Raw genomic sequence first — 13,099 nt, 5'->3', positions numbered from 1 at the left:
TAGCTGTAAATCCCATACTTATACTATGGAGACAACAATTAACTAAATAAGGTTGATGACAATTGATTATCAACCTTATTTAGTACATCACTACAAAATTTCATGACACGTTATTTCTTCCTATTTTTCATTATTTCAGCTTGTAGCTCAGCTCCAACTGGAAAACAGGTTTTGAAAAAAAGCATAGACTTTCATGACCCTAATAATAAATGGAATAGTTTGCTGGAAAGTATCCATGTGAAAAGTGATTTTGTCTACCCAAGTATTTCGCTTGATAGCCTCATAATCGGATTGGACAACGCAAAGCAATTAATTTCCTACCATAACCTGACTTTAGGACAAGAAATACTTTTTTCTGATTCCACCTGCTTGGTAATAAGTGGAAGTAAAAGCTGTGAGCAATCAGCCTGGACAAAGAACTTCTATCATTTTATCTTAGGCCTTCCCATGACTCTTCAAAACGAAGACGGAATAGTTCATGAATTCGTCGCAGATACAAGTTTTTATCAAAAGCCCTCCTATCGTGTTAGAATAGATTTTGAGAAGGAAAAGTGGCATTTCTACTTCGACAAGGCAGATTTTCAATTAGTTGGCTTTGCTTTCAATAAGAATTTCGAGTCCAAAGCTGAAGAAATTCGTACTGACGATTTGATCGATATTGATGGAATGAATTTGATAAAAAGTAGATCTTGGTGGATCACAACTGATTCCTTAGCCCCAACCTATTCAGGAAAAGATGAAATTATAGGTTCTGTTCCTTGGTTGAAAACTGACTAACAACTAGAGCGCATGAAGATGAATACCTCAGTTGACACCTATTTCACTGCCGGATGTGGCCGCTGCCCATTTGGCGGAACGCCACAATGCAAGGTTCACAATTGGACAGAAGAGTTAAAGCTTTTACGAATGCTCATTCTTGACTGTGGCCTGACAGAGGAGTCAAAATGGGGTGTTCCTTGTTACACTTTTCAGAAAAGTATTATTCTGATTCTGGCAGCCTTTAATGAATATTGCTCAATTAACTTTTTCAAAGGCGCTTTGCTAAATGATGAGCATGAAATTCTTTCCAAACCTGGAGAAAATACACAGGCGGCTCGACTAATTAAGTTTACCAAAGTGCAAGAAATTGCTGAGCTGAAATCTGTTATAAAAGCCTATATTTTTGAAGCAATTGAGGTAGAAAAGGAAGGACTGAAGGTGGTTTTCACACAAAATCCTGAACCTATTCCAGAAGAATTTCACAATAAACTTACCGAATCTCCTACATTGAAAGACGCTTTTGCAAGATTGACTCCCGGAAAGCAACGAGGATATATTCTGTATTTTTCATCTCCCAAACAGGCTAAGACAAGGGAAGCTAGAATTGAAAAGTGCACTCCAAAAATCCTTGAAGGATTAGGCCTAAATGAACGGTGAAATCTTCCACATGTAGTAAGACTCGATCTTCTTTCTGATGGCACTAGACTCATGATCCTGATCTCCAGCTTCCCTAATCAACCTATGTTCCCCTTCTTCATTTCTTTCACGGCATAATCAACAGCTCTAGCAGTCAATGCCATGTAAGTAATTGATGGGTTTTGTGTACCTGTCGAAGTCATACATGCTCCATCTGTCACAAAGACATTGGGAGCCAAATGCATCTGATTGAATCCATTGAGCATGGAAGTATTTGGATCTCTTCCCATTCTCACTCCTCCCATTTCATGAATGTCTAAGCCAGGCGACTGCTGACTATCCCAAATTCGGATATTCACACAACCAGCCTTAGTAAGCATCTCCTCTCCTTGTTGATGGAAATCCCGTATAATTTTCTCATCATTTTCATCGTAACCTACATTAATCTGAAGTAAAGGCACTCCCCATTCGTCTTGCTGATCAGAACTTAGGCTGACACGATTGGTTTCCTTGGGTATAGTTTCTCCCTGCATCATCATATAAACCGACCAAGGACCAGGCTTTGAATTAGCTTCTTTGAGCTCAGCGCCAAGAGGAACATCAGCGTGCCCAGCTCCTGCTCTTCCAGCGGAATAAAAAGTCATGTATCCTCGCATGAAGTCCATTTCTTGTTGATGGACATTTCTGAAATTAGGCATCATTACCGCTGTAGGTCTTCTTCCAAAATAATATTTGTCATCAAAACCTTCATAATTCGCATTAATAGATCCGCGATAGTTATGAAAGGCTATGTATTTTCCTAAAACTCCGGAGTCATTTCCCAATCCATTTGGAAAGCGCTTAGAAGTACTATTCATTAATATCAAATTGGTATTCAAGGCTGCGGCGTTTAAAAAAATTACGGTAGCGAAATATTCTGAAGATTCTTTGGTGATTCTGTCTACCACCCTCACTCCCGTAACTTTACCTTTTTGCTCATCATAAATAAGGGAATGAACCACTGAATCAGGTCTAATAGTCAGGTTACCAGTTTTAGCCGCAGTAGGCAAAGTGGATGAGTTGGAACTGAAATATCCACCAAAAGGACATCCTCTGTAGCATTGATTTCTTGCCATGCACTGACCTCGACCTTGCTCCAAGTGAATCTCTTTAGGTTCGGTGAGATGAGCACAGCGACCAATAATTACATTTCGATCTTCGTAGGCCGATTTAATTCGCTGCTGAATCTCTTTCTCTACGCAATTCATTTCCCAAGCTTTCAAAAATTCGCCGTCTGGAAGTGTTTCTAGACCTTCATAGCTCCCACTTATCCCAACAAAACGCTCCACATAACTATACCATGGGGCTACGTCATCATATCGAATCGGCCAATCTACTGCAAAACCGTCACGACCTGGACCTTCAAAATCAAATTTACTCCATCGCTGAGTTTGTCGTGCCCAGATCAGTGATTTCCCACCTACTTGATAGCCTCGTACCCAATCAAAAGGCTTCTTTTGTACATAAGGATGTTCTGAATCTTTGACAAAAAAATGCTGAGTGTCCTCTTTGTATGCATAGCACTTGTTGACTACAGGATTCTCAAGCTTATCTGCACTAGGAATATGATTGCGGTGTGGCATCTCCCAGGGTGCAGCTGTCATGGTAGGGTAATCCTTTAAATGCTGCACATCTCTTCCTCTCTCCAACACTAAAGTTTTCAAGCCTTTCTCACAAAGTTCTTTTGCCGCCCAACCTCCACTAATTCCCGATCCTACTACGATTGCGTCAAATTGATTAGATTTCATGACTGGAAGCTAAAGAATTCAATATAGATTTTTACAGAATTTTCCATTAACAGTTGCAAAACTAAATTCGTAAGGTCAGAATTGAACCAGAGAAATATGAATCTTATTCCTCACCATATACTAAAATAGAGTGAAGTAAATAGAACGAATATTCAATCTTTTAAAACTAGTTTATTGAGAACAATTAAGGTACATGTGAAAAATAGACGAGCTAAAAAGTCAGCTTTAAAAAGCATAAATATTAATTCCAGGGATTCAGATTAGCCTAATCCTTCCTTAGAAACACTCCTCATGTTGAGGAATATAGCTCTCAATAAACCCTAAATAGCATTTTTATCAAAAAAACTCACTAGTACAACTTTTAACTTTACCACCTAATCTTCCCTTTAAACGGACATTGACACAAGTTCATAATAAGCACTATCGTATGGTATAATGTTTGGCTACTTCTAGCATCAGCAAACTAGCTTACCATGAATTCTAACACTGAAATAATAGACTCAGAAAATCTTACCCGAGTACTCGGTGATTATCCTAACGAACCAACAAATCAAACTTCCGGCCCCTACTTACTTATAAGCGGTGGAGTCCATGGAAATGAGCCGAGCGGCGTTCTAGCTTTGCAACGGGTCTTCAAGAAACTTCAAGAGAGTAAACCAGAGTTGAAAGGAAAATTGGTAGGAGTGGCTGGAAATATTGCTGCTTTGAAGAAAGGAGTGCGCCTGATTGACAAGGATCTAAACAGGGTTTGCACGCTGGAGAATGAAAAGCATTTAAAAGAAGGAAAGACACTTGACTTTCATGAGGCTTCAGAGTTTAATGAGTTGCTTGCTATCGTCGAGAAACTAGAAAACGAAAGATGTAACACCGAATTTCATTTTATGGATTTGCACACTACGTCATCCAGTACGGCACCCTACATCAGCGTAAATCGCCGTGAGGACAGTTTTGCTTTTGCGAAGCAGATGCCACTGCCTGTTGTGAAAGGAATTGAAAAATATATACCAGGTCATTTCGACCATTATCAGACGTTGAAAGGACATGCAGGTTTCACCATGGAAGCGGGTCAGCACGATGACCCAAAATCAGTGGATTATCATGAGGCAGCGATCTGGGTAATTTTAGTAGAAACTGGAATGCTGGAAAAATCAGCAATTGCTTATGACCACTTTTTCGAACTTCTAGAGAAAGCCTCTCCTACCAATGATAATTTTGAGGTGACTTATAGACAAGAGATTGGTGAGAAGCAGAAATTTAAAATGGATCCAGGCTTCGCTAATTTCACCGAAATTACAAAAGGGCAGCGCTTGGCTTCTTTGGATGGAGAAGAGCTTGTTTCAGATACCGATGGCCGAGTCTTCCTTCCGCTATATCAGACACAAGGATCAGACGGCTATTTTATCGTAAAACCAGCGTGATCAGAAAAGATCTGACCTCTTTAATATTCTTTTCGCCTCATTGACTTCACTATGCATGAAAACTTGACTAGTCACTAAGCGTGATTGATATGTCTAAAATCTAAAATCATCTATAATAAAAAATCTGCCCTCTACAAAAATCTTATTGGCTCTGCCGGTAAAATAAAAAGGAAAAGCTAATTATGGCTTTTCCTTTTTATTTTCAACTGTATAGCGACCAACTGTGTAGGGTGTGAAAAACAGTTAGTTCAGTGCGTCAATTTAAGTGAAATAAAACAACTGCCTCCATTCATTATTCACGAACGGAGGCAGTTTAATATAATCAATACATATCTCGAGGACACTCCAAACTAAAGATTCATAGTTGCCAAGAAAGCATTTGGTAAAGTACCATCGTAGTGCTTTTGGTATTCCACTTTCTTCTCTAGTGAATCAATAATGGCAGATGAGAAATCTTCACCTTCAAGTCTGTGCATGGCATTGATTGTACCAGGGCTATCTAGATTTAGCTCCATGATTTTGTCGCCAACAATGTCAATTCCTGCTAGGAACATTCCGTCTTGCACCAATTTAGGGCCAACGATCTCACACAATCTTCGCACATCGTCGGTAATTTCTGCACGAATGGCTTGGCCTCCAGAGTGTAGATTACTTCGAATATCGTTGTTGTTAACTCTATTCACAGCTGCTACTTTTCCGTTTATTTCGAGGATTTTTCCATTCATCATGATTACTCGTATATCACCGTTTTTGGCAGCAGGCAAATATTCCTGAGCAATCACAAACCCATAGCGATTGATCGTTTCCACAATCTGATTAAGATTTTTATCGTTATCCACTAAGAAAACATCCTTTCCGCCAGAACCTTGCAGTGGTTTCAAAATAATCTTCTTCTTCTCTTTCTTGTAGAATGTTTTGATCTCATCAGCATCCCGACTGATGATTGTTCTAGGCCTTACAGCCTCAGGAAAATGCTGGAAATACATCTTGTTGAATGAAGACATTAACGCATAAGGATCGTTTACCACTAACACTCCATTTACGCTAGCGACCTGACCGAAAACCATACCTGCGGTTTGAGCCCAGGCTCTTTCCCCAAATTCTTCACAAGGATTATTTCGAAGGAAAAGCACATCTAAATCGTCTGTGGAGATATGCATGCGTTCTGCTTCTGGGCTGTGGATCGCCTCCATGTATTTATCCAAACTTCGGAACTTAGTAGTTGGGGCTTTTATTGCTATAGCTCCCATCTTACCATCTTCGAGGTAGCATAGCTGACCTACGCTGATAAGGTAAACTTCATGCCCGCGATGTACAGCTGCTGAGGAAAGTTGTGTGGTACTATATCCTCCAGTCTCGGTTTCTATTTGGTTTACTACAAATCCAATCTTCATTTTTTTTGTGATTAGTGGTTTAATTAACTAGTTCTGATAATGTCAGTCCATCCTTTAATTTTTTCAATCGCTCCTGTGCAAAATCTGTTTTGAGAAAGCTAGGAATGAGTGGAGATGGTTTAATAATATCTCGTATGCGTAATTCTTGAATTAGGGGAATATGCTTGAAGCCAATTTTCCCTACATAAAGCGATTCCAAATCGCCTTCATTCTGCAAATATTCGATGAGCTTGATCAAGCCCCTGAGATAAATAATGTCTTTGGTGCAGCCTCCTCCTTGATAAGTTCGAGCTGTAATCTGAAACGCCTGCTCTGGTGATGCATTGTATTCTTCAGTAAGGGCATGATAAGTCTCTTCGAAAGTCATACCTTCTGTCACTGCTCTACCGGCGATCACTCGCGCAGCTAGGGTTCGTAGTCTGTTATTGGTAAGTCCTCCGACGAGGTATTCAGCTAAGACAGCAAGCCCTTCCTGCAGTTCATCATAATCTGCAAATCCACTGCTCATCTGTCCAAAAGACTGCATCTTCCCATTATAAAAAGTAAGTACGTGCGTACCAATTTCATGATGAACCAAGGCTTTGATTCTTTGCTTTGGAATTTTGAAACTTGAACCAATGTAGAGTTGGCCTCTAGAGACGAGCATTCCTACAATGTCATTTTTCACCTCCACTTTAGCATCTAAATCTGGAAAGCTTTCTCTGTATTGCTCAATTTCTGACGCACAATATTTCGCCATATCGTATGCATCAATCCATTCTATTTCTTCAAAATGATCAGGAGGAAGGGTTTTCAGAATATGCTTTGCAGTTTCATAAAGCTCAACTCCGGGAGAACTGTACAAGCGAATGCTGCTGTACATAAAGTTCTTCGTACCCCGCTCTTTAAGCATAGTGATCTGCTTTTCCAACTCTTCACGCTTTTCTGTATAGAGAAAAGAGAGTGTAGGGTCTTCAATTCCTTGGATGTCAATCCGAAACAATTCTTCCTTCAATCGATCAGGATCTATAGGTAAATTACGGTAAAGAAATTTCGGATTTTTAGTAAAATTATTGGCAGTGAACTCCTCCTTAGCCTGCATAGTATTCACAGGAGAAATAAGAAGGAGGAACTGATATTTAGCCTCAATTTCTGAGAGGCGTCGATCTACTTCCCATACTTTATCATCGACCATAGTGCTACCCAATCGTTGATAATTCTGAATATCAAATGAGGTCTGAACACGTATGAACTCATAAACAGATTTTCTAAGAATACCTGAAAAAGCAAGTTTGAATGCTTTAAAAACCAAGTAATAAAATTCTTTACTGTCATGATTCTGAAAGAATGGAGGGATCTCCAACCCCATCAGGTAAATACCCGATTCTTGACATTGTTTTATTGTAAGGAAATCTGCCAAGTGATCAGGATGACGAATTCCAGTTTCCTCCACGACTACATTCAATTCTGGATGAGTTTGACAAAACTGTACTAATCCATCTTGCAATGCTTTGACCGTATTAGGAGCTTTTTCTTTTGCTGTTTTGAGCACAAAAGTTTTACTTTCTGGTTTTCCAATCCAAACTTCTAATACCATCACAGAACCATATTCCTCTGCAATTTCCTTTGCCAAATCCTTGGCAAGAATTGCAATGTCAGAATTGAAATCTGTGCTGGCTTCCGTGATAAGATAGGAAGATTCCATTTTCACCAAATCAGGAATCTTAAAATGGTGTTGTTTTTCTTCACGATAGATCAAAAGAAAAGGTAGACGTCGTTCTATCCTTAATCGGTTGATTCCCCCTAGGGAAAGATTAAGAACTTTCCCTGTTTTCAGGGCATGAGTAAGTGCTTCCTTCGTCTCTTTATCGATCATTATTTTTGCTCTTCGTCTGCGTTACTATAAGAGTTATTTTCCTCATCTTCTGAACCAATTCTTTCCTGATCATCATCTAATTCACTGCCTGGCACATCTAGGTCATCACCAGTGAAATCAACTTTTCTCTTTCTTTCTAGAAGTTGCTCATCATCTCCACCGTCCTGACTTAAATTAGCATCTTTTGGCCCTAAAGCTTGAAGATCTTCTTTGGTTACTTTTGCTTCTTGGATAAGTTCCTCAGTGGTTTTATCCTTAAGACTTTTTTCGTTTTCTGGCTTATTAGTTTTCATAGCTTTTCTGATTTCCTTAGTTAAAAGCAACATGGATGCCTCATAGAAGGGAATTCAATTGAAAAAGCGTAAATGAAGGATAGCAGATTTATAAGCTAGGTTTTGAGCATATTTAAAAAATTAACAAAAGAATTTACGCCATTGAAACTGTGGAGGCATATGTAAAAAAATCCCCGAAGCGGGTATAAATCAAAGTTATTTTGATGTGGAAGAACGTAGGTAAAGTAAGTTTCCATCCATATCTACAATTAAATTGTAACCTGGCAGTGCCTCTCCTATCACATTAAATTCTTCCAAATTCACATATAAGCTGTCAGCATTAGAAATCGGGCTACTGAAAGCATAGCTTAATTTGGATTCTAGTGAAGTAAACTCGCTAGCCGCAACTAAATTCCTGTGTAAGAATCCAATTTCGCCAGTCATAGTTTCTACTTGATACCAATCTGCTGTAGCTGCTACTGTAATTATAATCATATCTAATTTAAGTGTAGATATCACATCTGAATTGGTAGATGGCTCACGCCTCATTTTAGCTTGGTTTGTCCCAACTTTCATTAGATGTGGTAGCTCCTCGGCTTTGAGTTCAGGTGCTGCTTTAAACCTATCTTCAATAGCTGGAAAAGGGTTAATAGCACCATTTTGATATATACCAAAATGAAGATGTGGAGCCGTCGTGCGAGCGTTACCGGTATTCCCCACCAAACCTAAAGTGTCTCCAGGATTTACGCGTTGTAAATTGCTTACAAGCTGAGTATCCAAGTGCGCAAAATAAAGATTCCAATCTCTCTCAGGATCTCGAACCCAAACCTGTTTTCCTCCCAAACCTCTATCCCGAACGGCTGTAACTACTCCCGCGACAGGTGCCAATACAGGCGTGCCACGAGTTGCAAATATATCAACTCCCTCATGTGATCTTTGACCTCCATCTCGTACATCACCCCACACACTTTGGATAGCAGCGCTATTTTTTCCCTGAACTGGAAACACAGCGTAAGTAGCAGTACCACTTATTTTGATCTGAAAGTTCCCTTCTCCAAGTAATTCAGGCTGAAGTCGAAGCAAGTAGCTTCCCGATTTTTCCGCCTCAAATTTCAATGAGTCACTTTGTATAGTGAAAGATTCTAATTCTTTCCACTCGGACCCTTCCAATAAATCCACAATCAATTTGCTACTATCACTCGCTTGCCAGTTTACAAAAATATTTACTGACGAACCTTGCTCTAACTTGATCTTCCAAGCTTTTGCTTCAATACTTTTGGACTTAAAACTTCCTTGAATTGAGACGGGAACAGCAAGATCGGGAGCCTTTAAGATCGACTCATTTGCTGAGTTCTTCCATTCTAAACCGATTTTTGTAGCGCCAATCCCAGAGCTATTCAGGGTATTTGTATATTGGGTTCGGGCAGAACTGGATTTAAAAATCCGTAAAGTCTGATTGTTACATGAAGTGAAAAAAATGCAAACAATAATAAAAAGAGTGAGTATATGTTTGATGCTATTCATATGGAGAGCTTGGCTTTATCCTGGAGCTGATACCATAACTCAGGACTATCTGTAATCAATTGGAAAACACTAACACTTACGACAGCAAATACGATGTGGGCTATAAATAGTGCTATAAAGTAATGTAGGTGGGAGAAAGTAGGTGGATTCGAATGAAGACTTAGATAACCTTTCCACACTAGTATAGCCAAAATACCACTTGTCACTCCTATCAAAATAGAATCCTTCAGGTCAATTTGGAATACGCCCCAATTCCAAAGTAGAAAGTATGCGAAAGAAAAGAGTATACCGACGGAAAAATGTGCAATAGTTCCTACTACAAATGCATTATTAGTTGGTGTGTAGAAGTTACGTTCCCCCACTAACATATTGCCTAGAATATGGACGACCTTAGTGAAGTTCTGACTTATATAGGCATAAATATAAATTATCAGGGTCATAGCAATCGTGCCAGCCATACCCGATAGAATAGTTATAATAAAGTGTTGAATATCCATGCGTTAATCGTATTAAAAAATGCAGGCGATTCATTTTGATCGCCTGCATCTGTATTAAACTGGAATTTGCTGGGCATCCTCACGCTCCCAAATTCTATGCTTTTCCAGAGCGGAAACGTAATCTTGTGGGCTCTTGTCCACAAGAACACCTTTTGCATTCTGATTTCTAGAGGCGTATGTTTTATCCCAAAGCTTCTTCGCATCACCCTGATAGGCGATAAATTTGAAATGCTTATAACTTTCATCTACGAAGCGGATAATATCAGCATCTGCACTTAGCGCATCGATACTTTTTTCACCGCCAGGAATCACAACACCGTCAAATAGCACTGAAGCTGTAGTCAAAATGCTATGATCCACTTTAATCTTCTCTCCATTTGATCCACTAATCATTCCGGCGTGCAAACTGATTACTTTACCTTCCGCACCTTCTTTTTTGAAAGCTGCCATGTAAGAATTTACACTTGCTACATCTACTCCATCATTTGCCAAAATGGCTACAACCCTTCCCTTAATACCTTTACCGGGGGAAGCCATCAAACTTAACTTAGGAGATTTCTCGATTGATTTCTTAACTTCTGTAGGCTGATAATCTTCCGGATTTGCATCTGCCCCAAAGCTATGATTCAATGGTTTCTCAGGTTTTTTAATATTTTCTATACCGAGACCCTTAGCAACTTTTTGAGCTAGCTCCTCATTAATGTAGGTTAGCATACCGACGATTCTCTCACGAATTTCTTCTATGGTCACCTTTCCAAGTTCAAACCTTAGTGCTTCCACCATATGATCCTGCTCTACCTTAGTCTGACTCTCAAAGAAAAGTTTTGCTTGGGAGAAATGATCCATAAAACTTTTACTTCTTGTACGGATTTTATGACCTTCCACACGTTCTTGATGATGCGTGAATCCGCCTTCGGCCATCTTGGACTGGAATGGACATCCACCGCCTAGGCTATTTGGGCTGTAGCTAGTTTGTCCCTTATTTATAGCCTGACGTGCAATACCTCCTCGTTGATTGTTGTGCACAGGCGCGACAGATCGGTTGATCGGAATCTCATGAAAATTAGGTCCACCCAATCTGGAAAGCTGTGTATCTGTGTAAGAAAATAATCTACCCTGAAGCAATGGATCATTTGTAAAGTCAATGCCAGGCACTACATGTCCTGGGTGGAATGCAACTTGTTCTGTTTCGGCAAAGAAATTTTCAGGATTTCTGTTTAGCACCATTTTTCCAATCAGTCTCACTGGTACCAATTCTTCAGGAATAAGCTTAGTAGGATCCAACAAGTCAAAGTCGAACTTAAATTCGTCCTCTTCTGGTACAATCTGAACGCCAAATTCCCATTCTGGAAAATTGCCATTTTCGATAGCATTCCAAAGATCTCTTCTATGGAAATCAGGATCTTGGCCAGAGATTTTCTGTGCCTCATCCCATGTGACCGAGTGTGTACCCGCAACTGGTTTCCAATGGAATTTAACGAAAGATGATTTTCCTGATTCGCTCACAAATCTGTAGGTGTGAACGCCAAACCCTTCCATCATTGTCAAACTCCGCGGTAACGCGCGATCACTCATTGCCCACATAATCATGTGCATGCTTTCCGGCATTAGTGAGATAAAATCCCAGAACGTATCGTGAGCCGAAGCTGCTTGGGGAATTTCATTGTTTGGTTCTGGCTTTATGGCGTGAACCAAATCAGGAAATTTCATAGCATCCTGTATGAAGAATACCGGCATATTGTTGCCTACAAAATCATAAATGCCTTCCTCTGTGTAAAATTTGACAGAAAATCCACGCACATCTCTAGGCAAATCGGTAGATCCTTTAGATCCAGCTACCGTACTAAAGCGAGTAAATACCGGAGTTCTTTTGCCTTTACTATTCAAAAAACCTGCTTTAGTAAATTCTGATAAATCACCGTATGACTCGAAGTATCCATGCGCACCAGATCCTCTAGCATGAACTATTCGTTCAGGTATACGCTCGTGATCAAAATGAGTCATTTTCTCTCGAAAGTGAAAATCCTCCAATAGTGTCGGACCTCTCTCTCCTGCTAACAAAGAATTTTGATCATCATTGATTTTCAAACCTTGGTTTGTCGTCAGAGGCTGACCTGCCCCATCTTCCAAATTCATTTTGAGATCATCAATTTTTGGGTTTGTGGCATTATTTTGCGCCTTATCTTTTTCAATCATTATAAAATAATTTAGTGGTTATCAGAATATAGTTCTCCAAAAACATTCCAGTTAAAAATAACACATTGGATATTTTAATTTCCTAAAAGAATCAGATATAGTAAATAACACGAAAAACATATTTTGTGTGGAATCAACTGAGAAACGAAGAGAATTGGAGTGTACCAAAAAAAAACATATTGTTCAAAATTCAAAGTTGAATTACCATATAACCATGTGGGATTTGTCTTAAAAATTCCTCAGAACGTGGATAAAAATCTATGGAAGGTTTTCCAAAAAAATCCCCTGAATTCAAACTTCGGAATCCAGGGGATATTGAATTCAAATATTATTCGTCTTTCGATTTTCTCTTTCCATCCTCATCAAAAATGAAAGTTTGGTTGGACCCCTCCCTCATTTTAAATTCAAGTTCATAGTAAGTGATATTGTTTTCAATGAATCTTCTCTTTGCTACGATATTGCCTGGATCTAAATCGTCCGTTTTTTCTATCATCGTAAGCAATTCCTGAGGGAGATTGATGGAATCTGCTGATGTGATCTCAACTGGTATTCTAGTCCCGTCACTCAATCTCATACTGGAATCTTTACCAGCCAATATTTGACCATTTTCGGAAGTAACTTCTTCCACCTGCATCACTCCATCTTCTGTAATACTACCATCTTCTTTCTTTTCGTTGCAGGCGAAGGTCATGCTAGATAACGCCAATCCTATTATAGCTAAGTGCTTTTTCATTATGATATTATTTAAATTTAATTGCAAA

Annotated in this window: 11 protein-coding genes; 3 read left to right on the top strand and 8 right to left on the bottom strand. The window is 39.3% G+C overall.

What is annotated here, in order from left to right; translation table 11 throughout:
• The first annotated feature begins 102 nt into the window (after positions 1-102).
• Together BVH02_RS00535 and BVH02_RS00530 are read left to right on the top strand one after the other, a co-directional pair.
• On the top strand, positions 103-777 hold the full coding sequence (locus tag BVH02_RS00535; RefSeq protein ID WP_086497784.1) for a DUF6503 family protein: 675 nt from the start codon (positions 103-105) through the stop codon (positions 775-777).
• Positions 778-789: 12 nt separating this feature from the next.
• A complete protein-coding gene (locus tag BVH02_RS00530; protein WP_317045407.1) occupies positions 790-1,416 on the top strand; it encodes a YdeI/OmpD-associated family protein in 627 nt (208 codons plus the stop codon).
• 77 nt (positions 1,417-1,493) lie between these two features.
• Here the strand turns inward: BVH02_RS00530 and BVH02_RS00525 are convergent, their stop codons facing one another.
• On the bottom strand, positions 1,494-3,182 hold the full coding sequence (locus tag BVH02_RS00525) for a GMC oxidoreductase (protein WP_086497783.1): 1,689 nt from the start codon (positions 3,180-3,182) through the stop codon (positions 1,494-1,496).
• 473 nt (positions 3,183-3,655) lie between these two features.
• Here BVH02_RS00525 and BVH02_RS00520 point away from each other — a divergent pair, with 473 nt between their 5' ends.
• Entirely contained in the window at positions 3,656-4,600 is a 945-nt protein-coding gene (locus tag BVH02_RS00520; protein WP_086497782.1) for a succinylglutamate desuccinylase/aspartoacylase family protein, read from the top strand.
• 350 nt (positions 4,601-4,950) lie between these two features.
• Here BVH02_RS00520 and BVH02_RS00515 read toward each other — a convergent pair whose 3' ends face one another.
• From BVH02_RS00515 to BVH02_RS00485, 7 genes are all read right to left on the bottom strand, one after another.
• Positions 4,951-5,994 carry an ATP-grasp domain-containing protein gene (locus BVH02_RS00515; RefSeq protein WP_086497781.1) on the bottom strand — a complete coding sequence of 348 codons (1,044 nt, stop codon included), beginning with the start codon at positions 5,992-5,994 and terminating at the stop codon, positions 4,951-4,953.
• Between the two features lie 19 nt (positions 5,995-6,013).
• Positions 6,014-7,849, bottom strand: a complete 1,836-nt coding sequence (locus BVH02_RS00510) for a flavohemoglobin expression-modulating QEGLA motif protein (protein WP_086497780.1) — start codon at positions 7,847-7,849, stop codon at positions 6,014-6,016.
• Positions 7,849-8,142 (bottom strand): hypothetical protein, encoded by a 294-nt coding sequence (locus tag BVH02_RS00505; RefSeq protein WP_143244162.1) that lies wholly within the window; start codon positions 8,140-8,142, stop codon positions 7,849-7,851. Before BVH02_RS00505 ends, BVH02_RS00510 begins: the two co-directional genes overlap by 1 nt.
• Before the next feature lie 195 nt (positions 8,143-8,337).
• The gene (locus BVH02_RS00500; RefSeq protein ID WP_086497778.1) at positions 8,338-9,645 is read right to left on the bottom strand and encodes a peptidoglycan DD-metalloendopeptidase family protein; all 1,308 of its coding nucleotides are present in this window, start codon (positions 9,643-9,645) and stop codon (positions 8,338-8,340) included.
• On the bottom strand, positions 9,642-10,142 hold the full coding sequence (locus tag BVH02_RS00495) for a hypothetical protein (protein ID WP_086497777.1): 501 nt from the start codon (positions 10,140-10,142) through the stop codon (positions 9,642-9,644). Before BVH02_RS00495 ends, BVH02_RS00500 begins: the two co-directional genes overlap by 4 nt.
• 54 nt (positions 10,143-10,196) lie before the next feature.
• Entirely contained in the window at positions 10,197-12,338 is a 2,142-nt protein-coding gene (locus BVH02_RS00490; protein WP_086497776.1) for a catalase, read from the bottom strand.
• Positions 12,339-12,666: 328 nt separating this feature from the next.
• A complete protein-coding gene (locus BVH02_RS00485; protein WP_086497775.1) occupies positions 12,667-13,071 on the bottom strand; it encodes a hypothetical protein in 405 nt (134 codons plus the stop codon).
• Between the last annotated feature and the right edge of the window lie 28 nt (positions 13,072-13,099).

This window comes from Algoriphagus ratkowskyi, assembly GCF_002150505.1.
GTDB lineage: Bacteria > Bacteroidota > Bacteroidia > Cytophagales > Cyclobacteriaceae > Algoriphagus > Algoriphagus ratkowskyi.
The sequence above is the reverse complement of the archived record's forward strand: the minus strand, read 5'-3'. Positions and strand labels throughout refer to the sequence as shown.